The 23,057-nt window shown below is 45.7% G+C and carries 27 protein-coding genes; 11 read left to right on the forward strand and 16 right to left on the reverse strand.

Annotated elements, in window-relative coordinates:
• The first annotated feature begins 317 nt into the window (after positions 1-317).
• Both HZF10_RS00300 and HZF10_RS00305 read left to right on the forward strand, forming a co-directional pair.
• A complete protein-coding gene (locus HZF10_RS00300) occupies positions 318-902 on the forward strand; it encodes an RNA polymerase sigma factor (RefSeq protein ID WP_176004164.1) in 585 nt (194 codons plus the stop codon).
• A gap of 48 nt (positions 903-950) precedes the next feature.
• Positions 951-1,094: a hypothetical protein gene (locus tag HZF10_RS00305; protein WP_176004165.1), complete on the forward strand. Its 144-nt coding sequence runs from the start codon at positions 951-953 to the stop codon at positions 1,092-1,094.
• A 45-nt stretch (positions 1,095-1,139) separates the two neighbouring features.
• Here HZF10_RS00305 and HZF10_RS00310 read toward each other — a convergent pair whose 3' ends face one another.
• The gene (locus HZF10_RS00310) at positions 1,140-1,799 is read right to left on the reverse strand and encodes an endonuclease III domain-containing protein (protein WP_176004166.1); all 660 of its coding nucleotides are present in this window, start codon (positions 1,797-1,799) and stop codon (positions 1,140-1,142) included.
• A 120-nt stretch (positions 1,800-1,919) separates the two neighbouring features.
• Between HZF10_RS00310 and bcp the strand changes: the two genes are divergently transcribed.
• The gene (gene bcp / locus HZF10_RS00315; protein ID WP_176004167.1) at positions 1,920-2,375 is read left to right on the forward strand and encodes a thioredoxin-dependent thiol peroxidase; all 456 of its coding nucleotides are present in this window, start codon (positions 1,920-1,922) and stop codon (positions 2,373-2,375) included.
• 66 nt (positions 2,376-2,441) lie between these two features.
• On the opposite strand, the gene HZF10_RS00320 is transcribed toward bcp, so the two are convergent.
• Positions 2,442-3,908, reverse strand: coding sequence for a TonB-dependent receptor (locus tag HZF10_RS00320; protein WP_176004168.1), 1,467 nt, complete (start codon positions 3,906-3,908; stop codon positions 2,442-2,444).
• 157 nt (positions 3,909-4,065) lie between these two features.
• Here HZF10_RS00320 and HZF10_RS00325 point away from each other — a divergent pair, with 157 nt between their 5' ends.
• Together HZF10_RS00325 and HZF10_RS00330 are read left to right on the forward strand one after the other, a co-directional pair.
• Positions 4,066-4,830: an MBL fold metallo-hydrolase gene (locus tag HZF10_RS00325; RefSeq protein WP_176004169.1), complete on the forward strand. Its 765-nt coding sequence runs from the start codon at positions 4,066-4,068 to the stop codon at positions 4,828-4,830.
• Position 4,831: 1 nt separating this feature from the next.
• Positions 4,832-5,335: a hypothetical protein gene (locus tag HZF10_RS00330; protein ID WP_176004170.1), complete on the forward strand. Its 504-nt coding sequence runs from the start codon at positions 4,832-4,834 to the stop codon at positions 5,333-5,335.
• 5 nt (positions 5,336-5,340) lie between these two features.
• Here the strand turns inward: HZF10_RS00330 and HZF10_RS00335 are convergent, their stop codons facing one another.
• From HZF10_RS00335 to HZF10_RS00350, 4 genes are read right to left on the reverse strand one after another with little or no spacing between them, the layout of a single operon-like run.
• The gene (locus HZF10_RS00335) at positions 5,341-5,991 is read right to left on the reverse strand and encodes an alpha/beta hydrolase (RefSeq protein WP_176004171.1); all 651 of its coding nucleotides are present in this window, start codon (positions 5,989-5,991) and stop codon (positions 5,341-5,343) included.
• Positions 5,991-6,314: a DUF4870 domain-containing protein gene (locus HZF10_RS00340; RefSeq protein ID WP_176004172.1), complete on the reverse strand. Its 324-nt coding sequence runs from the start codon at positions 6,312-6,314 to the stop codon at positions 5,991-5,993. The genes HZF10_RS00335 and HZF10_RS00340 overlap by 1 nt, the downstream gene beginning before the upstream one ends.
• Positions 6,311-7,564 (reverse strand): dihydroorotase, encoded by a 1,254-nt coding sequence (locus HZF10_RS00345; RefSeq protein WP_176004173.1) that lies wholly within the window; start codon positions 7,562-7,564, stop codon positions 6,311-6,313. The genes HZF10_RS00340 and HZF10_RS00345 overlap by 4 nt, the downstream gene beginning before the upstream one ends.
• Complete coding sequence (locus HZF10_RS00350; protein ID WP_176004174.1) at positions 7,561-9,486, reverse strand: vWA domain-containing protein; 1,926 nt, start codon at positions 9,484-9,486, stop codon at positions 7,561-7,563. Before HZF10_RS00350 ends, HZF10_RS00345 begins: the two co-directional genes overlap by 4 nt.
• Before the next feature lie 176 nt (positions 9,487-9,662).
• Between HZF10_RS00350 and HZF10_RS00355 the strand changes: the two genes are divergently transcribed.
• Together HZF10_RS00355 and HZF10_RS00360 are read left to right on the forward strand one after the other, a co-directional pair.
• Positions 9,663-10,772: a lactonase family protein gene (locus tag HZF10_RS00355; RefSeq protein ID WP_176004175.1), complete on the forward strand. Its 1,110-nt coding sequence runs from the start codon at positions 9,663-9,665 to the stop codon at positions 10,770-10,772.
• Positions 10,772-11,308, forward strand: coding sequence for a DUF4269 domain-containing protein (locus tag HZF10_RS00360; RefSeq protein WP_176004176.1), 537 nt, complete (start codon positions 10,772-10,774; stop codon positions 11,306-11,308). Before HZF10_RS00355 ends, HZF10_RS00360 begins: the two co-directional genes overlap by 1 nt.
• Positions 11,309-11,320: 12 nt before the next feature.
• Here HZF10_RS00360 and HZF10_RS00365 read toward each other — a convergent pair whose 3' ends face one another.
• From HZF10_RS00365 to HZF10_RS00395, 7 genes are all read right to left on the reverse strand, one after another.
• The gene (locus HZF10_RS00365; protein ID WP_176004177.1) at positions 11,321-12,661 is read right to left on the reverse strand and encodes a DEAD/DEAH box helicase; all 1,341 of its coding nucleotides are present in this window, start codon (positions 12,659-12,661) and stop codon (positions 11,321-11,323) included.
• Between the two features lie 102 nt (positions 12,662-12,763).
• Entirely contained in the window at positions 12,764-13,480 is a 717-nt protein-coding gene (locus HZF10_RS00370; RefSeq protein ID WP_176004178.1) for a heavy-metal-associated domain-containing protein, read from the reverse strand.
• Between the two features lie 75 nt (positions 13,481-13,555).
• Positions 13,556-14,116, reverse strand: coding sequence for a helix-turn-helix domain-containing protein (locus HZF10_RS00375; RefSeq protein WP_176004179.1), 561 nt, complete (start codon positions 14,114-14,116; stop codon positions 13,556-13,558).
• A 78-nt stretch (positions 14,117-14,194) separates the two neighbouring features.
• Positions 14,195-14,953 carry a TIGR02757 family protein gene (locus HZF10_RS00380; protein ID WP_176004180.1) on the reverse strand — a complete coding sequence of 253 codons (759 nt, stop codon included), beginning with the start codon at positions 14,951-14,953 and terminating at the stop codon, positions 14,195-14,197.
• Positions 14,950-15,927: a hypothetical protein gene (locus HZF10_RS00385; RefSeq protein WP_176004181.1), complete on the reverse strand. Its 978-nt coding sequence runs from the start codon at positions 15,925-15,927 to the stop codon at positions 14,950-14,952. Before HZF10_RS00385 ends, HZF10_RS00380 begins: the two co-directional genes overlap by 4 nt.
• Positions 15,928-15,937: 10 nt before the next feature.
• Positions 15,938-17,653, reverse strand: coding sequence for an LIC_10190 family membrane protein (locus tag HZF10_RS00390; protein ID WP_176004182.1), 1,716 nt, complete (start codon positions 17,651-17,653; stop codon positions 15,938-15,940).
• Position 17,654: 1 nt separating this feature from the next.
• On the reverse strand, positions 17,655-18,317 hold the full coding sequence (locus HZF10_RS00395; protein WP_176004183.1) for an ABC transporter ATP-binding protein: 663 nt from the start codon (positions 18,315-18,317) through the stop codon (positions 17,655-17,657).
• 201 nt (positions 18,318-18,518) lie between these two features.
• On the opposite strand from HZF10_RS00395, the gene msrA reads away from it, so the two are divergent.
• On the forward strand, positions 18,519-19,178 hold the full coding sequence (gene msrA / locus HZF10_RS00400) for a peptide-methionine (S)-S-oxide reductase MsrA (protein WP_217703312.1): 660 nt from the start codon (positions 18,519-18,521) through the stop codon (positions 19,176-19,178).
• 22 nt (positions 19,179-19,200) lie between these two features.
• On the forward strand, positions 19,201-19,506 hold the full coding sequence (locus HZF10_RS00405; protein ID WP_176004309.1) for a hypothetical protein: 306 nt from the start codon (positions 19,201-19,203) through the stop codon (positions 19,504-19,506).
• A 19-nt stretch (positions 19,507-19,525) separates the two neighbouring features.
• Here the strand turns inward: HZF10_RS00405 and HZF10_RS00410 are convergent, their stop codons facing one another.
• Both HZF10_RS00410 and HZF10_RS00415 read right to left on the reverse strand, forming a co-directional pair.
• Positions 19,526-19,849 (reverse strand): DUF6787 family protein, encoded by a 324-nt coding sequence (locus tag HZF10_RS00410; RefSeq protein WP_176004184.1) that lies wholly within the window; start codon positions 19,847-19,849, stop codon positions 19,526-19,528.
• Between the two features lie 30 nt (positions 19,850-19,879).
• On the reverse strand, positions 19,880-20,323 hold the full coding sequence (locus tag HZF10_RS00415; RefSeq protein ID WP_176004185.1) for a DUF6146 family protein: 444 nt from the start codon (positions 20,321-20,323) through the stop codon (positions 19,880-19,882).
• A 354-nt stretch (positions 20,324-20,677) separates the two neighbouring features.
• Here HZF10_RS00415 and HZF10_RS00420 point away from each other — a divergent pair, with 354 nt between their 5' ends.
• Positions 20,678-21,361 (forward strand): hypothetical protein, encoded by a 684-nt coding sequence (locus tag HZF10_RS00420; protein ID WP_176004186.1) that lies wholly within the window; start codon positions 20,678-20,680, stop codon positions 21,359-21,361.
• A gap of 221 nt (positions 21,362-21,582) precedes the next feature.
• On the forward strand, positions 21,583-22,020 hold the full coding sequence (locus tag HZF10_RS00425) for a VOC family protein (protein ID WP_176004187.1): 438 nt from the start codon (positions 21,583-21,585) through the stop codon (positions 22,018-22,020).
• Positions 22,021-22,076: 56 nt separating this feature from the next.
• Here the strand turns inward: HZF10_RS00425 and HZF10_RS00430 are convergent, their stop codons facing one another.
• Positions 22,077-23,039 (reverse strand): D-2-hydroxyacid dehydrogenase, encoded by a 963-nt coding sequence (locus HZF10_RS00430; protein WP_176004188.1) that lies wholly within the window; start codon positions 23,037-23,039, stop codon positions 22,077-22,079.
• Positions 23,040-23,057: the final 18 nt, after the last annotated feature.

Here is a 23,057-nt window from a genome sequence, read left to right on the forward strand (position 1 = left end):
AAATAGTCTGCAAAAGTACGCAATTCCGACGCCAATAGGAAATAGGCTTAACACCGATTTTGGAATGGGGTCACATTGTTAATTTTTCAATGTTTGAAGTTTGAAAGTGTCGATTATGTGCTAAATCCGCCCAAAATCAAGTTAAATGGAGGTATTATTGCGTAGCCGATGTTAATTTTTCAATTTTTATTTGCACATTAGAAAATAATTGTTTTACATTTGGTCATTCATTCACTTTAATTTAACAGGTACGCCTATCGCATAAAAATACTTTTAGAGATTCAGAAGAGTTCAACCAAAAACTAAAAGGTATTTTTATGGCTACTGTTAACATCCCCGACGCTTTATTGGTCAAGAATTACGTGGCAGGTGACGAAAACGCCTTGGCTACGCTTATCAGCAGGCACCAATCCAAGATTTACGGATTTATCTATTCGAAAGTTACCGACAGGGATATTTCGGACGATATTTTCCAGGACACTTTCATCAAAGTCATCAAGACGTTAAAATCCAATTCGTATAACGAAGAAGGGAAGTTTTTGCCATGGGTGATGCGTATCGCACACAACCTGATCGTCGATCACTTTCGCCGTACCAAGAAAATGCCGATGTTCCGCGAAACTGAGGAATTTTCGATATTCTCTATCATGAGCGACGATGCGCCGAATGTAGAAGGTCAAATGATCACGACTCAGGTAGAAGACGATCTGAAGAAACTCATCCTCGAACTTCCGAAAGACCAAAAGGAAGTGCTTGAAATGCGCATCTATCAGGATTTGTCGTTCAAGGAAATCTCTGAAATCACCGGCGTAAGTATCAACACCGCATTAGGACGCATGCGTTACGCGCTCATGAACCTGCGCAAGGTCATCGACAAGCATCAAATAATTTTGACGAACTGACAATATTTTGAAATCACGTGCGTTTTAAGGGTAACAAACGCATTTGATATGGCAAAAATTTACACTACGAAACCGTTAGCCGCTTCGAAAATGTTACCTAAAAAAGAGACCATCAATTTTTTATTGAATTACTCAAAAGCCTTGACTATCAAGAAAAAAGGCGCAATGATTTTTGAATGCATCGCTAACTGAAAAATAAAAATCCCATGGCCCGTAAGTCGTGGGATTTTTGTTTTATCAGAATCCTTTCTTTTTATAATAGTCGTCTATAAGCGATTTTTTGCCGACGGTTCGGGTTATGATGTCTTTTTCAAGATCCCAGCCGCGCGCCGGTGAATATTGTCTTCCGTAATAGATGATCTGTAAATGTAATTTGTTCCAAAGTTCTTTTCGGAACAATCGTTTGGCGTCTTTTTCGGTTTGCTCGACGCTTTTGCCGTTCGATAAGTTCCATCGGTGCATGAGCCTGTGTATGTGCGTATCGACCGGAAACGCCGGATAACCGAATGCCTGTGACATGACCACACTGGCCGTTTTGTGTCCGACCGCTGGCAGCTCTTCCAAATCTTCGAAATTATCGGGAACCTGGCCGTTGTGCTTTTCGAGCAGTATTTTCGAAAGCCCGTAAATGCCTTTGGATTTCATAGGGGAAAGCCCGCAAGGACGGATGATTTCCTGTATTTCTTCTACCGACAATTTTACCATTTCCTGTGGCGTGTCGGCCTTTGCGAACAATAATGGCGTGATTTGATTTACGCGGGCGTCGGTACATTGGGCCGAAAGCAGTACGGCAATCAGGAGCGTGTAGGCATCTTTGTGGTCGAGCGGGATCGGCACTTCGGGATATAATTCCTCTAGCGTTTTAATCACGAAATCGACGCGTTCTTTCTGGGTCATTTCTTACTTTTGGACAAATTTAAACCGAAAGGGCGAAGGCGCAACATGATACGCAGCATTTTGGCACATCTTTGGAAAATGGTACGCGATTCGCATCCGCCCCGACCACATCAACACGACATGACGACACTTAAAGTTGGCGACAAAGCCCCGAATTTTATAGCCGTTGACCAAGATGGCAACACGCATAAACTATCCGATTACAAAGGCAAAAAACTCATCGTTTTCTTTTATCCGGCGGCCAATACGCCTAGTTGTACGATAGAAGCCTGCAATTTACGCGACAATTATTCCGAACTGAAAAACAAGGGATACGAACTTTTGGGTGTCAGTGCCGATACGAAAAAGAAACAAGCGAATTTCATTGCCAAACACCACCTTCCGTTCCCGTTATTGGCAGATGAGGATCACGCCGTCATCAATGCTTTCGGAGTTTGGGGACCAAAAAAGTTTATGGGCCGCGAATTCGACGGCATCCATCGTACGACTTTCGTGATCGATGAAAAAGGGACGATCGAAAAAGTGATCGAAAAAGTCAAGACTAAGGATCACGCGGCTCAGATATTGGCTGCTTAAGTAAGATTCAGATATAAAAAAACGGGAATCAATTTGTTCCCGTTTTTTTATTCTTTAGCTATAAAATCATTTCGTCTCTTCCAAAATCTTGTTTGGGTCGTATCCGAACAAATGATGCTCCTTGATTAATTCGGCAATACCTTTCGGAAGCATTTCTTCCCATCCCGGTTGTCCGTTCATGATCATCTTGAGGACGGCTCTTGAGAACACTTCGAGGTTGTGCGGGTCGAAATCTTCGATATCCATCACTTTTCCGTTGAATTTGAAGAACTTGTAAAGCTCTTTCATGCGCGGATGCACCTTGAGGTTTTCTGAATTGATCAATTCCCCGTCTTCACCGATCATCGGATACAGGAACACTTTCAAATCTCGGTAGAACAATTTCCCGAACGCTTCGAGGATTCCGCCGCTCAAATGACGGTAGTATTTTTCGTCGAAGATGTCTACGAGGTTGTTCACGCCCATGGCCAATCCCATGCGCGCTTTGGTATAGTTCGAGAAATACTCGACCACTTTGTAATACTCCTGGAAGTTCGAGATCATTACCGTTTGTCCGAGCGAACAAAGCAACTCGGCTCGGTCCATGAAGTCGCGCTCGTCGATCTCACCATCCGAACGCAAATTCGAAAGCGTAATCTCGAAAATAACGAGCGTATTGTCTTTGTTGACCTTGTTTTCTTCGAGGAACATCTTAAGCGATTTCTCGTACATGTCCATATTCACGACCGTTACCGGACGGAAACTTCCGCGAAGCGCAAGGATATTTTTCTTGTAAAGTACCGCAGCCGGCAAGATGTTGTTGCCTTCAGGGTCAAACATCACCGCGTCGGTCATGCCGTTTTTGACGAGTTGCAGCGACATCAAACGGTTGTCGACATCGGCGAAACGCGGTCCGGAGAAGTTGATCGTATCGATTTCCAATTGGTCTTTGTCCAAATGGTCGTACAGGTAACGCAACAATTTCTTCGGGTCGTTATGCTTGTAGAATGCACCGTAAATCAGGTTCACACCAAGAATACCAAGTGTTTCCTGTTGCAAACGCGCATCGGTTTCCTTGAATCGGATGTGGATGATGATCTCGTTATAATCTTCGTCCGGCTCGATCTGGTATTTGATCCCGACCCAACCGTGGCCTTTGAACTGCTTCGCGAAATCGATCGTGGCGACCGTATTCGCATACGAAAAGAAAAGTTTACTTGGATGTTTTTCACGGCTCAAACGCTTCTCGATCAACATGACTTCGTGCGAAAGCATTTTTTTGAGACGGCTTTCGGTCACGTATCGGCCATCGAGTTCGGCACCGTAAATAGCGTCCGAAAAGTCCTTGTCGTAAGCAGACATGGCCTTTGCGATCGTTCCCGAAGAACCGCCGGAACGGAAAAAGTGACGAACGGTTTCCTGTCCGGCACCGATTTCGGCGAAAGTACCGTAAATATTCTCGTTGAGGTTGATGCGAAGCGCTTTGTCCTTGATCGAAGGAATCTGTTCTATCGCCTTGTCACCTTTCAAGGTGAAACCGTCATCTCTTAGCATAATCGTTGAAATTCGTTGCAAAGTTAATTAAAAACGCAACGAAATGAAATCCATTAATCTTATTTTTGTATAAAGTTAACCTGGTTGCGTTTGTTGTTTTGAAACGCGAAAAAGGTGTGCTGCGTATGTTTCGACGAATCAAAATCCATTCCAATACATGAAAATCCGCTTTTTAGGAACAGGCACTTCACAAGGCATTCCGGTTATCGGCAGCAACCATCCGGTTTCTAAAAGTACCGATCCGAGAGACAAGAGATTGCGCGTTTCCGTTTGGATGTATTGGCAAGGACATTCTTACGTAATTGACTGCGGCCCCGATTTCCGCCAACAAATGCTAACAAGCGGATGCGAACGTCTCGACGGCATCCTTTTCACGCACGAACACGCCGATCATACCGCAGGTCTCGACGATATACGACCGTTCAATTTCATGCAGGGCGATATGCCGATTTTTGCCCATGAACGCGTGTTGCGCAATCTTGAGAAGCGTTTCGATTATATTTTCGAGAAAGTGGACCGTTATCCGGGAGCGCCATCGGTAAAAGTCAACGAGATCCGCAATAACGAACCTTTCGCGATCGGCGACAAGAAGGCGATTCCGATAGAAGTATGGCATGCCAAGCTGCAGGTTTTCGGTTTCCGCGTAGACGATTTCGCTTACCTGACCGATGTAAAGATCATTTTTGAAGAGGAAGTCGAAAAGCTAAAAGGGCTCAAGGTGTTAGTTGTCAATGCGTTGCGTGAAGAGCCGCACGAGAGCCATTTCAATTTGCAGGAAGCCATCGATTTCATAAATTTGGTGCGCCCGGAAAGAGCCTATCTTACGCACATCAGCCATATGATGGGATTCCATGCCGAAGTGGAGCGCAAACTCCCGCCGAACGTCTTCCTGGCTTACGATAACCTCGAAATCACTATTTGAAATGAAAAAATCACTTTTCCTTTATCTGTTCGTTTTGGCCGCGATCATGAACGTGTTCACCTATGCCTATTTCAGCAAAAAATCGGAGTCTGACCAGCAAATGCTTACCTCGAAGCTCAAAAAAGCCAACGACAGTACTTTGGTGTTGTACAATAAATTGGTCGATGAGTCGTATTTTTCGCTCGCACACAATGAAAATGCGCAGGAATACCTTGGGAATTACGAGTACAACAAACTCATCGCCGACGTGTCGAACACCATCATGGACATGAACCAGAACGCAAAAGGAAATTCGTTGGTGCCTTATGAACAACTAAGCGATTCGAAATTCATCATCAACAAGGTAAAAGTGCTCAACCACCGTTGGATCATCGCCGATTTCAGCGACGGGAAGACATGGGGAGAAGTGCTTATCAAATACTTCATCGAAGGCGACAACAAGTTCACGTTCGAGCGCATCGATTCGCAATTGTACCAGCCGCAACAGTCATCTTCGGAAGAATAATTCGATTATTTTTCGAGAAGCCAATTCCTGAAATCGAAGAAATTTTGGGGTGCGACGCCGTGTCCGACGGGATATTCTTTGTAAATCGATTCGATTCCGATTCCATCGAGAAACGGTTTCGACTTTCGCGCCCAATCAACAGGAACGACCTGATCTACAGAACCGTGGGAAATATAGAAACGCAATTTTCCGAAGTCGTTTTTCTCGAAACCGTCTACCATAATTTCGGGGTTCAGATAACCGCTCATCGCCGCAACCTGTTTGACTTTTTGAGGATATGACAAAGAAACCGCGTAGCTCAGGATCGCGCCCTGGCTGAAACCCACAAGCGTGACTTCGTTTTTGTCGATCGGGTATTCCGAAACGAGTTGATCGATCAAAGCCGAAACGATTTCGCGAGAATTTCTGGCTTGGTTCAGGTCTGAAAAACGCTTTTCGTCGGCCGTAAAATCGATCGCATACCACGCATACGAAGATCCGTAACCCAAAGAATATGGGGCACGCGCCGAAATCACGTAATATTCGTCAGGCAATTCCGAAGCGAACGAAAACAAATCTTCCTCATTGCTGCCGTAACCGTGCAACAACAATAAAAGCGGATTCTTTTCGCGTTTGGTTTTGGGTTCGCGAACCAAATAATAAATCGAATTTTCCATCAGAATTTGCGTAGGAATTTTTGGAAGAATTTGCCGAAAATGGGAACGGGAATCATTTCACCTTTCAAAGCCGTGACAAGACCGTATGTCCAAAGAATGGCGACGAAAAAGTACATGGGCGCCGTGATCATCCAGTTGTCGAACGGACTCACGAGAAGCCCGAGCGAGATGAAAAGCAGCGACAGCCCCAGTGATTGCCTGATGTGGAAAGCCGCGAACGGATTTTTTTCTTCGGCATTCATCGACAATGCGATCAAGGCGCCAATCAGTAAAATATAACTCGTAATGGCGGCCGTTTTGCCTTTTTCTACGATTTCGTTCATGATACGATCAGTTGGCCGTTGTTGAAAATCCCGTACACTTTTCCTTTATGTTTTTCGCCGAGGAACGCCGAGTTTTTGGATTTCGACAGAATATTTTCCTTCGTGAAAACGGATGTGCCTTCGGTCGTAAAAAACGTCAGGTTTGCTTTCGAGCCTTCAGAAATTCCGGTCGATTCCAATCCGAAAACCGATTTCCCTGATGTGAGTTTATCAACGATGATTTCTATCGGAAGAACGTTCAAAAGTGCGCCGAATGCCGTTTCCAAACCGATCGTGCCGTCTTTCGCCAAGTCGAATTCCATTTTTTTGTGTTCGATGTCGATCGGATTGTGATCGGACGTGATCATGTCGACAATTCCGTCTTTGACCGCTTTCACAAGGGCTTTCCTGTCGGATTCCGTCCGCAATGGCGGAGAAACTTTTACGCGTGTATCGAATCCGTTGAGTTTATCGTCGGTCAAGGTCAGATGATGTACCGAAACCGAACACGTCACGTTCAAACCTTTCGCTTTGGCTTCTTTTATGAGTTGTATCGATTTTGGCGTAGAAACCGTCGGGATGTGCAGTTTTCCGCCTGCGTATTCCAACAAATACAGGTTTCTGGCGACCATCAGTTCCTCGGCCAGATTCGGGATTCCTTTGAGTCCGAGTTTGGTCGCGTTGATGCCTTCATTGGCGATTCCTTTGCCCTTAAGGCTCGAATCCTGCGCAAACGCGATCACGAGCGCGTCGATATCCTGGGCATATTGGAGCGCGAGTTTCAGCAAATTGGCGCTTTCCATATTTTTTCCGTAATCGCCGAACGCCACCGCACCGGAGTTTTTCATGTCGAGAAGTTCGGCCAGGTCATTGCCTTCCGATTTCATCGTCAACGCACCGATCGGATACAGATCGACCGCATTTCCGGAAGCTTTCGTCTTCACCAGATTGACAAGCGCCTGATTGTCGATGATCGGATTCGAGTTAGGTTGCAAAGCCACGGCCGTAAATCCGCTTTTCGCCGCGACCGAAAGTCCGTTGTTTATCGTTTCCCGATCTTCGTAACCCGGTTCGCCGAACGACACGCTAGAATCGAACCAACCTTCGGAAACACACAGGTTGTCGAGTTTCAATTCTTCGATTTTATCTGGATTCTTAAGGCTTTTCCCGATTTTGGAAATCGTGCCGTCTTCAATCAAAATATCGACGGTCTCGTTGTGAAACTTGCTTTTGGCATCGACGATTTTGGCTTGTCGGATAATCAGGTTCATTTTACGAATTTTTGGATCAGTAGTTCGGTTGTGAGGAAAATAAGCGCGAGGATCACGAACCATTTCCAAATGTCGGTATTGGTTCGGTCGGCCTGCAACGTATCGAAAACGGTTTCTACCGAATCGATGGTTTTATAATCAGAAAGCAAATCGGCGTTCGACCTGAGGTCGCTTTCGGTCCTGTCGTAATTGAACCCGATGTGGCGCAACAGGCGTTCCTTGCTGAAAACCCCGTAATTTCCAGCTTCCTGAGGCAAATCGTTGAACGTCATCTTGACTTTGTTGTTGAGGATTTGTTGCACGGGAATGAATTTTTCGTCACGTCCCTTGACTTCGACGATTTCGTCCTTTGCGAGGTTCGCGTCCATCACGAAAGGCAGCCCGTTTCCTATGGTCAATGAAATGATGCCCGTCTTTTGGGCGTTTTGTGCCATGTTGTAGAACGTCGGGACAATCAAAGGTGAGTTCTGAAAATTCGAATTCGAGACTGAAATCGGACCCGCGAAAACGTAAACCGAAGCGACCGAATTCCCGACCGAAGTCAAAAACGAGCTCTGGTCTTCATAACTCAAAATAGGAGCGGACGCACTTGAAATTGCGAACGATTTCGCCGTTTTAGGATATTGGAAATTCTCGATTTTCTTTTCGAAAACCCCGGCGTACAACGGATGCGAGAACGCGATTTTGGTTACGAGTTTTTCATCGGAAACCAGATTTCGGAACTGGAATCCGCCAAAATTCGAAGCGAAGGCGTTCAAGTTTGAAACCGAACTTTCTTCGGACGGAATCAACACGATATTGCCGCCTTTTTCGGAAAACGCTTTCAAAGTAGTGAGCAACGCCTGCGGGATTTCCTTGAGTTCGTTGAGGATGATCACATCCTGTTTGTCGATTTGGTTGTAATCGAGCGACTGCAAAGGAAAATTCGCGAAATTGAATTCTTGTTGCGTATAGATTCTGGAAAGGAAACCGCTTTTCGCCGCATCCCCGATTGAAATCACATTCGTTTTTTCGGGTTTCGAAAGGCTGAAATACAGTTCGTTGTCGTACGCCAATCCGTTGTCGGTAATCTGCACGAATCCGTTGAAATCGGCTTTCGGGATCGTGAAATTCATCGTTTTTTGTTTGGCGTCCATTTTGGAAACCGTTTTGGCGATGAGTTTTCCGTCGTTGTACAACGCGATCGGAACTTCTTTGTTTTCGTCTCCGAAAGCCGACAATTTCACCGAGATTTCGTAAAAATTATCCATCGTCTGGTTTAGGGAAACACTGTCGACCGCGACGTTGTTCTTCTGTTCCGATTCAGGAACGATGAAGTACGTATTCGATTCCTTGTCGATTCCTTTGAGCTGTTTTTGTTCGAGCCCGGCCGCATCGGTAATCACGATGATGTCCTTGCTGAATGCCGATTTACGCGCGTTTACCTTCGCGATCAAGTTGTCGAGTTGGAATGGGGTCGCACTGTATTTTAAATTCTGGAGTTCTTTTTGTATCGATTTGATGTCGGTATTCCAGAAACTTTCGGTATTGGTGACCAACGAAAAATTGCGGCCGTCCGGAGTGTGTTCGAGAAGGTCTTCGACCGCGCGTCTCAACAATTCGCCTTTTTGTCCTTTGGCCTGCATCGAAAACGAGTTGTCGAGGATGATGTACATCTCGTTGGCCGCGCTGTTGCTGTCTTTCGCCTTGAAAAACGGTTGGGCGAACGCGATGATCACACAGGCCAGAAGCAACAATCTCGTGGCCAGAAGCAGCCATTTCTTGATGCGCGAGCTCTTGCGCGTCTGGATCGAAAGCTCTTTGAGGAATTTTACGTTGGTGAAATATTCTTTCTTGAAACGGCGCAGTTGGAATAAATGGACGATGATCGGGATTACCAGGAGGAAAAGGAAGTAAAGGATTTCCGGGTGTCTGAACTGCATTCCGCTTTTTAGGTGTCAAAAATACGGATTTTTGGTTCGTAATCGACAAAGCGAATCGATAATTGGATTTTAAGTTTTTCGGCAGATTTTCTGTAATGAGCTTGTGATTTTTTCAGGTCTTGCCCCTTATCAAACAAACCCGAACTTTCCCTAACTTTGGATTTCAACCTCTATCCATGAAAAAAATCTTCCTTTTGACCGTGGCTTTGTCCGTAATGACCGCTCAAGCCCAAAAAAAATACAACCTTCTCGTCGGAACCTACACGAATTCGTGCGACAGTAAAGGCATTTACGTGTTCGATTTCAATCCCGAAACTGCCGACATCAAACAGAAATCTTCCACAGGCAAACTGGTCAGTCCCAGTTTTCTGAGTGTTTCGCCCGACAAGAAATTCATTTATGCCGTAAACGAAGACGGTAAGAAAAGTTCGGTTTCGGCTTTGAACTACAGCCAAAAATCGGGCGATATATTGTATGTGAACAGCGTCGATTCTCAAGGTGCTGATCCTTGCCATATCGTCAATGACGATAAGAACGTTTTGGTCGCGAATTATTCGGGCGGTACGATTTCGGTGTTCAAAAAGAAAAATAACGGCGCAATTACCGAAGCCGTCCAGGTCATCAAACACGAAGGCCATAGCGCGAACGCGAAACGACAGGAAAGCCCGCACGTACACATGGTGCATTTTTCACCCGACAAGAAGTTCGTGCTTTCAAATGATTTGGGAACAGACCGCATTTACGTGTATCGCTATTACCCCGATTCGGAAAAACAGGTGCTCGAATTCCAGGACACGATCCCTATCAAAACTTCGAGCGGACCGCGACACCTGACTTTCAGTCCGAACGGCAAGCAAGTTTATCTTTTGCAGGAACTCGACGGCACGATCAGCGTCTTCAACTACAACGACGGCAAACTCAAACGCATCCAGGAAACCACTATCGTCCAACCTGATTTTAAAGGCGATGTAAGCGGTGCGGCTATCAAAATTTCTTCAGATGGAAAGTTCCTGTATGCGACCAATAGAGGAGATGCCAATACCATTTCGGTTTTCGAGATTGGTGCAAACGGAAGGCTTACGCACAAATCTACGGTCGCTACCGGAGGAAAAGGCCCACGCGATTTCGCTTTGAGTCCCGACGGAAAATTTGTACTCATCGCACATCAATACACGAACAACATCACGGTTTTTGAACGCGATGCGACTACGGGATTGCTTACCAAGACGGGCAAAAAAATCGAAATGTGCTCGCCGGTTTGCCTGGTTTTCGATGAAGTGAACTAATGGATTTTTCCGATATCGGCTATCTCAAAAACGGAGGTCGGCAACAATCCGAAACATATGATGTGTTGGTCGAAAGCCGTGGCCTTGAGCGTTTGCGCGATTTCAATCCTATATTGGTAGGAACTTTTCCGATCGATATCGCGATTGATTCGAGCGATCTCGACATTGCCTGTCATTTCAAGGGAAAAGCGGCTTTCTTACGGAAATTGAACGAGGAATTTGCGACTTATGAAGGATTCCAAATAAAAGAATTGGAAATCGGGAATCTTGAAACCGTGTTGTGTACTTTTTCTTTTTCGGGTTATGAGTTCGAGATTTTCGGCCAAACGATTCCGGTTCACGAGCAAATGGGATATCGCCACATGGTTATCGAACACAGGATTCTCGAACGCAACGGAAACGACTTCAAAAACAAAATCGTAGAATTGAAGCGAAACGGCCTCAAAACCGAACCTGCTTTTGCGCAACTATTGGGATTGGAAGGAGATCCGTATCTCGAACTGTTGAAATTCGAAGCGGATTCGAATAAGCCTTAAGGATTTAAAAACTTACTTTTTCTTCTTTTTTGCGGCCTGCGAACGCAACAAACCACGGTTTACCGAGCCTGTCTTTTTCTTGGTCTTTCCGGGTCCGCCGAGGTTAATTTTCTTGTTCTTGTCCGATTTGTCGTGAAAAGCCGCGCCTCCTTCGAGTTTCGGTTTTTTGGTGAGGAACTTGATTTTCTCCTTGTCCTTTTCAGGTCCGATCAATTGGGTAGAAATTTCGACTTCTGTAGGCAATTCCAAAATGTCGATCTCTTTGTCCATGAGCATTTCGGCCTCGATCTTGATGTCTTCCTCGCGAGGTGCGACCATAGAGATCGCGATACCGCTCGCCTCGGCACGACCTGTACGTCCGATTCGGTGCATGTATTGTTCGGGCAATTCGGGCATCTCGAAATTGATCACGTGCGTAATGTCGCGAATGTCCAATCCGCGCGCCATGATGTCTGTAGTGATAAGGCCTCGCAGATGTCCGTCCTGGAAATCGGCCATCGTATGCAAACGATAGTTCTGGGATTTGTTCGAGTGGATGATTCCGAATTGTCCGGCGAAATCCTCGTCGATCTTATCGAAAAGCATGTCGGCGATTTTCTTGTTGTTCACAAAAACGAGCACGCGCTCCAAGCTTTCGTCGGTTTGCAGCAAATGCTTGAGCAGGTTGACTTTCGTGTTGAAATTCGGAACCGAATACGACAATTGTTCGATTTTTTCCAATGGCGTTCCCGACGGTGCAAGTGTGACTTCTTCGGGGAAATCGAAGTAATCGTTGAGTACGGCATCTACATCGTCGGTCATCGTGGCCGAGAAAAGGATGTTCTGGCGTTTGGGTTTCATCATCGCCAAAATCGAAGTCAATTGCGGACGGAAACCCAAATTGAGCATTTCGTCGAATTCGTCGATCACGAGTTTTTGCGTCTCATCGAAACGGATCACGTTGTCCAATGCCAAATCCATGACGCGGCCAGGCGTTCCGACAAGTACGTCTATTCCTTGGTAAACCGATGTTTTTTGGGTATTGATGTTCACGCCTCCGTAAATTCCCAAAACGCGTACCGACATGTATTTGGTAAGTTTTTCGACTTCTTCGACGACCTGCACGACCAATTCGCGTGTGGGAACCAACACCACGATTTTAGGCGTTTCGGTATGCGTGAATTTATACAATTTGAATAACGGCAACAGATACGCGAACGTTTTTCCGGTTCCGGTTTGTGCGATTCCCATCATATCGCGTCCCGACATGATGACCGGAAACGCTTTTTCCTGTATCGGAGTCGGTTGGTCGAAACCGAGCTCGTCTACGGCTTTTTGGAGTGATTTCGGAAGGCTGAACTGCTCGAAGGCCATGGTCAAAATTTTCGCCAAAGATAGGTCAAATTTTTTGGGCGTTCGGATGGCAGTGTTTTTAGAAACCTCAAAGGTTTTCAAAACCTTTGAGGTTTAACCCGATTAGACCAGCAGCCAAAGCATCGCACCACTCATTACGATCATTAGCGCATCCTCAATTATCGTGACCGTGCTCATCGGCAAATTGAACACCGCACCGAGGCACGCACATTGGATCTTGCGTTTGTTGAGCACGCTTTGCAAAACTCCGATGATACTGATTGTCATTACGATAAATGTCGCCAAATTCGTCACCACCGGATTGAAATCGACAAGGTTCGCCAACCCCAATCCCAACTCGATAAACGCATAAGCAAACGCCCAAACCGGGATTTTGCGCGCGATGACGTCGTACATCACATAACTTTCGGCAAATCCTTTCAAGTCGAGCATTTTGAAGAACGAGAACGTGAGGAAGAATCCGGACATAAAGTGACGCATGAAACGCATCCAATCGAAAGTTGAATCGTATTGTGCTAAAAACGAAATCCCGGTGATGTATGCGAAAATGACCAAAATAGGTTTGTAAGTCGCGACCCAACTTTTTGCCGTTTCGGCAGTTTCGTTGTGGTTTGAGGCAGAAATCGTGTACTTTCCGTCATTTCCGAGCGCTTCTTGCAACGTCGAAATCCCAACGTGCTTGTCCATTGAGAGCGTTGCGGTGTGCGTGTCTTTAGAAACCTCGGCCGAGGTAATCCCGGACACCGAAAGCAATCGGCTCTTGACTTTGAATTCACAGCCTTCGCACGTCATTCCGGTTATTTGATAGGTATGTGTCATGATTATTTCTTTTTGATAAAGTTCCGACACCTTTACCGATCACAGCTTGCACAATTCTCGAAATTTTCTGACCAATTATAGGCGATTGAGCGGCGTGCGCAAAGCCGGGTGTGAATTCCTGAACTCAGTAGGCGTGAGGCCCGTCACTTTCTTGAACTGACGTGTCAGGTGCGAAGCGCTACTGTAATTGAGATGTTCGGCAATCTCATTTAGATTGGACTGACCGTCTTGCAGCAATTCCTTTACGCGTTCGATCTTTTGCAGAATATAGAATTGCTCGATCGTGACGGAGGTATGTTGGGAAAACAGATTGCTCATCGAACTGTAATCCTGGTTCATTTTGGAAACGAGATAATCGGAGAGATTGATTTTTAAGTCGTTGTCTCTTTGATGGACCAATTCCAGGATAAGGTTCTTGATTTTTTCGACGGTCTGCGTTTTCCTGTCGTCGATCAATTCAAAACCGAACTCGCGAAGCGCGTCATCAAGGCTCTTTTTTCGAGCATCTGAAAGTTCTTCCGCGATTTCGACCTGTCCCAAATCGACGGAAATCACCGAAAGTCCTTGTGTCTTGAAGGTGCTTTCGACGACCATGATGCAACGGTCGCAAACCATGTTTTTGATGTGGAGCTGCATTTGGTGAAGATAAGATTTTAGACTTTTAGATTTTAGGATTTTAAGACATCGAGAGTCGAAAAATCGGTCCATCTCTTTTCAAAATTTCTCGAACGCACCAAGTCCGAACAACGCGAAATCGTATTTCACGGGATCTTTGGGGTCGAGTTCGCGCAGTTTGGCATCGAGTTCGGCCAACGCCTTCGAATCGTTCTGTTTGCGCGTCAGGATGCCGAGTTTGCGTGCGATATTGCCCGAATGCACATCGAGCGGACACGACAAAAGGCTAGGGGAAATCCCTTTCCAAATTCCCAAATCGACGCCTTTGTTGTCCTGTCTCGCAAGCCATCGCAACATCATGTGGATGCGTTTGGCCGCACTGCCTCGCAACGGATCCGAAATGTGTTTTTGGGTGCGGTATTGGTGTGGGATTTCGAAAAAGATTTTCTTGAATTCGGAAATGCCGGTTTGCAGGTCATTTGCGTTTTTGGTGAATACGGCTTCCATTCCGCCGTGATTGCGGTACATGTGACGCAAGGCGCGTACGAAGGTCTTGAGGTCTTCGGAATTGAACGTGCGGTGTACGAACCCTTCAAACTTCTCCAGATCGTTTTCGGAATGCGACATCACGAAATCGAAAGGCGAATCGCCCATCAAAACCATCATTTTTTTGGCGTTCCCGATTACCGATTTGCGGTTTCCCCAAGCGATCGTCGCCGCAAGGAATGCCGAAATCTCGACGTCTTCCTTTACAGAAAACGAATGCGGGATCTGGATCGGGTCACTTTCTATAAAATCGGGGTTGTTGTACAGGTCGGACTTTTCATCCAGAAAAGATTTTAATTCGTCGAACGTCATGGCGCAGCTTTTCTAAGCCGCAATTTATACCTAAATCCAAAATTCAGCAAATGCTCGTAATGCCATTCGGGCGATGGGGAAAATTTGTAGAACGTCGGCACGTAATTCACGTTGGCGTACAATCTTTTGTGCAATCGCAACGAAATCCCGAGGTTGGCCGCAAGCGAATGGTTCGTGAAAGTCGCTTCGAATTGTTCATTGATTTCCCGAAGTACTCTCACGTTCGTCATCGCATAACCCAATCCGTATCCGACTTCAAGTCGTTGCCAAGCGAAATTATCGGTCACGGTCGCGAAGAAAGCCGACGGATAATCGTGGTCGTAAGGTCCGAAATGTTCACCGATGGTATTGATGGGCGCGACATATCCGACACCGACCGAAACATACCTGTCGTCTTTATAAGCATAATCGAAATTGGCGCGCACCGAAGCCAGCGAAAAGTCATGGAAATCGCCGTAAGCGTTGCTGAAATCGATTTGGGTGTATTGGGAAATCGCGGGTGTAAAATACCATTCGCCTTTTTTCGGGCTGAATTTGTAATTGAAATTCTCCGTTGTCCTTTTTTCGCGCTTTTGTCCGAAAGCCCTGGGATTCGCGCCGTATACACAAACAGAATCGCCGTCGATCGCAATGTTCACGAATTTTCCGTACGTGAACCGTTGCGGGCTCAACAAATCGACCGCAAATCCGATCGGCATGTATACGCTTTGGGTCGCATTCAACGCAATCTTGCTGTCGGTATAAGGGAAAAGCGTGAAATTTTTGGATAGGCTGTCGTTCTTGACTGTAAACGCAAGGTTCTTCTTTTGGCGTCTCACGTTGACTTTCGCCGGAAGTTTGTACGTGCTGTCCTGGATCGTGACCGTCGTATTTTGCTTGTCGGAGCTGAAAAGGATGTCGTAATGGCTTTTGTTGAGAAGGGTCGCGCAAGAGGTGAATATCAAACAACAAAGAATCCAAATGCAATGTTTCATTGAAGGTATTTCAACGAGGATGCAACGTGTCGCGAATGGTTGCGTGCGAAAACTCCGATAAGAATCCGTCTTGTAACGAATCGGAGCGCAACTGTGGGCGCGCGTGGAAATTCTCGTCAAAGAACTCGATTTGATCTTTGTTTACGCATGGCAAAGGCCCGTCTCCGGTTTTCCAGAAAAAATCGTTGTTGACCGGCGAATAATAATCGAGGTTTCCGATTTTTAGCTTTTCGAAACCTGTATCCGATTTTGAATTCGGATGCGGGAAAACAAGCTCGCGTGCCGAAAAAGCCATCGTCTTATCTGCGTATTTGTTGTTCGTGACCGAATCGAGCCCAAGCGGCACAAAAACCGGAACGGCCGCGAGTACGGTCGAAAACACCAAAATGCCTTTTACGGCCGCTTGTTTATTCACGAGACAAGCCAAACAGAACAATCCGAAAAATAATATGAAGTTCATGAAAAACCGATACTGGGGCGAAAGCCAAAAAAGTAACGCGAACTGCGCGACCATCGTCAGGTAAACGATCCAAACGGATTTTATCGGTGCGAACTTCCGGATGAAAAAAGGAGTCACCACGAGAAGTACCGCATTGACGGTATTGAAAAAGCCGTGCAGTTTGGGCATTCGCATCCATCTGATGAAGATTTCCCAAACCGGCATCGCGTCGAATTCGGTTTTTGTCAATCCGTATAAATACGGACGGCTTTCTACGAAAAAGAAATCGACGATAGGTTGCGGAATCGCATAGTCCGGATGGAAACCGAATGCATAAGGCAGTGGGAACAACGGCATTCCACTGACAATAGCGTTTCGGGTTACAAACAACGCCAAGACGCCGAAACTTAAAAAGAAAATGCGTTTCGAAAACAGTATCTTGAAATCGAGAACCAGCCAAAACAAAGGCAAGATCACAAGCGCGATTGCCGTAATCTTGATGTAAAGCGCGAACAGAACCAAGATCACGAGCAAACTCAAAGTGCCACGTTCGGGGTTTTCGAAATGACAAATAAAAATATCGATTGCCAGAAACGTGAGTACAAAAATCGGGATGTCGGCTGATGGTGCGCCCGAAAACTGCAGGAAGAATACGTTTGCAATCGGCAGCAATCCCATAACCAATGCGATTTTTGACGGTGATTGGAAGTAATCCTGTAATCTGAAAACCGCATACAGATTGGTCAGTAGCAGACAATATCCGCTCAGATCATTGAAGCCTGAATGGATAAAGGAGAAACTGAATGCGCTTTGTGCGACATGCCAGCCACTCATTTGGCCCAAAAAGAGATGAAGGTTCGCAAGTCCTTCAACAAAGCCATATTCGTTGAGCCATTTGACGGTTTGGATGTAATAGGATTCGTTGTCCAGAATGTAAGGTGCTGCCGCCGATTTGGCCAAAATCAGTATGGAATTGACCAAAAGCAACCATTTGAGCGGTTTCGAAAGTTTGGTAAACCGAATGCGCAACAACCTGTAATTGGCGATCACGGCATTCTTGAACACGAAAAAAAGTGCGGTGTTGCCCAAAAACAACACCATGTGGAATTCCCAGTTTACACGATCGAAAATAGCCCAAACCGAGGTGAGCAGCGCAATGGAGAAAATTCCCAAAAGAGACGTTATCGCAAAATCGGGATTGCGCGTCTTGAAAAGCGAATTTACGCATGCCCCGAAATTGATGGTCGTAAAGACGATGTAAAGGAATGTCAGGGCGATCAGCAACATATCAGTGGATAATTAGCCCGTCGCTCATGGTGAGTTTGCGGTCGGCCATGTCGGCCAGTTCCTCGTTATGCGTGACGATCACGAACGTTTGTCCGAGCTCGTTTCGAAGCGTAAAGAACAGTTGATGCAGGTTTTCGGCCGATGCCGTATCGAGATTGCCCGAAGGTTCGTCTGCGAAAATGACCGCAGGTTTGTTGATCATCGCTCTTGCGACGGCCACGCGTTGTTGTTCGCCACCCGAAAGTTCGCTGGGTTTGTGTGCGATGCGATGTGAAAGCCCGAGGTAATCGAGCAGTTTTTTTGCTTCATGCTCGACTTCGGCTTTGTTACGCTTGGCGATGAATCCGGGGATGCATACGTTTTCGAGAGCCGTAAATTCGGGTAAAAGCTGATGGAACTGAAAAATGAAACCCAAATGTAAATTGCGGAATTTCGAAATCGCCGTATCGTTCATCGCGAGCAGGTTCTCTCCGTTGATCGTAAGCGAAGTTGCCGTTTCCTTAGCGGGTTTGTCGAGCGTACCCAAAATGTGCAGCAAAGTCGTCTTTCCGGCACCGGAAGCCCCGACTACAGAGACGATTTCGCCTTTATCGATCGTTAGGTCAACACCTTTCAGAACATGTAATTGATCGTAGTATTTATGAATATTCGTGGCTTGGATCATTGGGTCGACGCTTTTGGCAAAGAAAAGGATTTTTGGCGAAGTGCCGACGTGCTGGCGTTCGAACGTGCTAAAGTTTACTCCTGATTTTTTATTCAAGTACTTAGCACCTTCGCACTTGAGCACGTTCGCCCTATAAAGTTCCGTTAACACCAAATCCGAAACTTCTGTTTCATCGTAATTTTGCACATCAAACCAAACGATATGAAAAAGTTATGGATACTTCCGATTTTCGTCGCGATGTTTTCGTGCATGGCGAAGGAAAAACAACAAGAAAAGCAACAACAAAACACGGACTCAATCAAGATGAGTGAACAACAAGGTTACGAAACGGCCACTCTTGCCGGTGGCTGCTTTTGGTGTACAGAAGCCGTTTTTTTAGAAATGGACGGCGTGAAAAGCGTGACCTCGGGTTATATTGGCGGGAAAACCGTCAACCCGACTTACAAAGAAGTTTGTAGTGGAGATACGGGTCATGCCGAAGCGGTGCAGATCGTCTATGATCCGAAGAAGGTCGATTTCGGTCAATTGCTCGAAATCTTTTTCGCGACTCACGATCCGACTACGTTGAACCGTCAGGGGAACGATGTCGGCACGCAATACAGAAGCGAGATTTTTTATCACACGGAAGCCCAAAAGGAGTTGGCCGAAGCTTATATTACCGAACTTCAAAAACAAGGCACTTATGGTTTTGGCAAGAAAGTTGTTACCAAAGTGACCAAAGCGCCAACCTTTTATCCGGCCGAGGATTACCATCAGAACTATTATGCGCAGAACAAGGAGCAGCCGTATTGCTCGTTCGTGATTACGCCTAAAATCGAAAAGGTCAGGGAAAAGTACAAGGCGCAGCTAAAACATCAATAATATGCCTTTATTCGTGAATGAGATGGTGAAAGAGAAATTGGATTTGAATGCACAACAAGCCGTTGACGCAAACAAAAACCGTGATTTATGGTTGGGAATCTTGTTCGACCTGATCGGGATGTTGTCGTTCAGCATACCGTTCGTCGGGGAATTCGGCGACGTAATCTGGGCGCCGTTATCGGGATTTTTGATGGCTCGCATGTACAAAGGTACTTCGGGAAAAGTGGCGGGAGTTTTCTCTTTTGTTGAGGAATTGATCCCGTTTACCGACTTCGTCCCAAGTTTTACACTTATGTGGTGCTACACGTACCTGTTCAAAAAGAAATGATCCAAAATGAAAACGTCCGTCAATCGCGGGCGTTTTTTTTATCACGGAACAGGAATCCCAAACCCATGCCTCTAAGCATTTTCTTTTCGAATGCCCAGAAAAATTTGAATTGCCCGAAGATAGTTCCGATAGAGATCAGCAACACTTGATAAACCGGGAAAATCAACACGATATAAAGCGGATAATATACCCAGGCCGACACTTCTCCCTTAACGATGCCGAACCACGCCAAAATGGGCTTGGACAGATAAGCCGCTGTAGAACCGGTTATCGCAAAAACGATAAGGATTATGGCAAACTGGAATCCTGAGGTGATTCCCCAGCGTTGCTTGAGTTTGTTCATTTGGGCATTGATATGACCCAAAAATACGAATTATAATCGTGGAATCGGACCGCCCAAACGCTCTTTGTTGGTCAATTGGAAATAAGTGAGGTAGTTGAAAAGCATGTAATTCACCTCATAGCCATAATTTATTCCCTGACGATAATCGATCTGCATTTCGTATAAGTTGGCCCTGCGTCCTATAGGCGACCGGGCTCTTATATTCCATTCGGTAACCCAAGGTATATTATGGTTTTCCAGATAAGACTGGCTATAAAATCCTCGGTCGCGTGCGTTGGTAAGCATCCAACTGCTGAAACCGGGATCTATTATGATGATTTCGTACTCAAGAGAATCATTGGCGATCCGGATCGTATCACTTTTTGAGGCAGTTACTTTAGAATCGGTTTTTTGCGAAGATGCAACGCTTTTCTGTTGCGTAGAACACGCAATTATGCCCATGAAAAGCACAAGGAATGTAAGTAGTTGTTTCATTGTTTGTGATTTTCTATTTAAAGATACGTAAATGCGCGATGGGGTTGGATGAGGTTAACTTTTCTTTGCGCATTTCTTTTTTGATGCATGTATTTCATCGATGAAATAAAATCGCGATATGACCTTTTCCGACGTGTTTTTAGTCCAAAAAAGCTTAAAAATGTAAGGCGATACGTCATAAAAAGACTGTTTATTCGATGAAACACCAATCCACACCGACCAATCACACGAACTCTCTTAAATGTTGCAGTTCAACGTTTTTTGGGGTTAGTTACGGGTAAAATGCCATCAAAAAAATCAACAGTAAGTAATTTAGTTCCAGTTTTAGATGATGACATAAATCTTATTTAAGGAATGATGAAAAATTACGCACCCTTTTTTATAGCGATGGCAAGTGTACTCTCCTTCGGCTGTTTTGCTCAGGGCAGCGATCGTTTCCCCGTGAAAATGGGGATTTCACACTTGGTTTCGGACCTATCGGGCGGAGATGACCGCGTGATAGTGGCTTATCATGTAGAAGAACGCATCAACATGAACTTCGGAGGAAGAATCACGACGTATAATGTTCCGAGTATGAACTTTATCAGCACGATTGATTTAGGTCCGAACAACACACGAAAAATCACACCGATTTACGGCAAGGCAAAAGTGACAGCGCTCACACCTGTAGAACTTACCAAAATTGAAGTTACGCCTGTTGCCATCAGCGCTCCGAACGCGCCGGTCAGGATCAATGCGGTCGTACCGAAAGGCGTAGCTCCGAAGGCTAAACTCGAGTCGGTCAAAATCGATATTCTTGATACTTACGAAAGGACGCTCGAGAAAGGTTTCCAATCGATCGACATGCTCAAAAGAGTCGCCAACGCTCGTTTTTTCGACGGAAATCTAACCAAAGCGGCCAGATGGTATACCGAACTTTTCGCGAAAACCACCGATTTTGAACCTGTAGTTTATTTCCGATATGCGAAATCGCTCGAAGCAATTGGCGAAACCCAAAAAGCGAAAGAGATGATGAAGATTTACGAAGCAAAAAAATAAAGAAAACGAAGCTTGACGTTTTGAAACCGCTCATCAAGGGCGGTTTTTTATTTGCGTCGGTTTTGGAATCCGTGAGTTTATCGTTTTACGACGGCAAGCCGATGATAGATAGTCGTCTTTGTAAACAGGTACGTGTCGCAAAGAACATTCTTTTTTGTCGTTTTCATACCCTATCGGTTTTTTAGTTAAGCGATATATTTGAATAGCAAAAAATAAAGATCATGGCACTTATCAATCCCCACATTAATTTCAACGGAAATGCACAAGAAGCGTTTGCGTTTTATAAATCCGTATTCGGCGGAGAATTTTCAAAAGTAGTCCGTTTAAAGGATTTGGCAAGCGCTGAATTCGAAGTAAGCCCAAGCGATGAAAACAAAATCCTGCATATTTCTTTGCCTATCGGAAGCAACGTGCTTATCGGAAATGACGTTCCCGAATTTCTAGGAAAAGTAAACGAAAATGAAAACAGGAGCAAAATTTCGATAAGTGCCGAAAGCAAAGAAGAAGCGGATAAACTATTTTACGGTCTTTCAGCCGGAGGAACTATAGAAATGCCTATTGAAGATAGTCCATGGGGTTCGTATTTTGGCATGTTCAGGGACAAATTCGGCATTGAATGGATTGTAGAATTCGACTCCAATCACAGCGTAAAGATTTAAGCAAAAACTACCAGCATAAAAAAAAAGCCGCTTGATAGCGGCTTTTAAATTATTTTTCAATTGACTTCGGGTTTCAGCAAACCGATGATTTGTTCGGCGAGTTCGGTTCCGATTCGATCCTGGGCTTCGTTCGTGGCCGCCCCGATGTGAGGCGTCAACGACACTTTAGGATGCATCAGGACTTGAATGGCTGGAGTAGGCTCGTTCTCGAAAACATCAAGACCAGCAAACGCGATTTTTCCGCTTTCGAGCGCTTCGAGCAACGCCACTTCGTCAATTACACCTCCACGCGACGCATTCACGATAGCCGAACCGTCTTTCATCGCCTCGAATTCGGGCGCTCCGATCACATAGCCGTCCTGGGCAGGCACGTGAAGCGAAATGAAATCGGAATCCCTCAATATATCTTCCATAGGCTCGGTCACGATATCGACGTTGATGAACTGGCCGTTGTAGAAATCGACCTTGATTTCGGCACTTCCGACGAATTTGTCCGAAGCGATTACGCGCATTCCGAGACCCAATCCGATCTTGGCTACCGCGCGTCCGATACGTCCGAAACCGATGATGCCAAGCGTTTTTCCGCGAAGCTCGATCCCGTTCGCATAGGCTTTCTTCAAGCCTTCGAAATTCGAATCGCCTTCAAGCGGCATGTTGCGGTTCGAGTCGTACAAAAAGCGCACGCCGCTGAAAAGGTGGGCGAATACCAATTCCGCCACCGATTCCGATGACGAAGCCGGCGTATTGATCACATGCAGTCCTTTTGAACGAGCGTAATCGACATCGATGTTGTCCATCCCGACGCCGCCGCGTCCGATGATTTTAAGGCTTGGGCAATTATCGATGATTTCTTTGCGCACTTTGGTCGCCGATCGCACCAAAATCACGTCCACTTTATGTGCGTTTATGAAATTGGCCACCTGTTCCTGGGCCACTTTGGTCGTAATCACTTCAAATCCGGCGTTCTCGAGCGCTTTTGCGCCTGCTTTGGAGATACCGTCATTGGCTAGAATCTTCATTATCCTGATTTTTTATTT

Source organism: Flavobacterium agri, assembly GCF_013401995.1.
Taxonomy (GTDB): domain Bacteria; phylum Bacteroidota; class Bacteroidia; order Flavobacteriales; family Flavobacteriaceae; genus Flavobacterium; species Flavobacterium agri.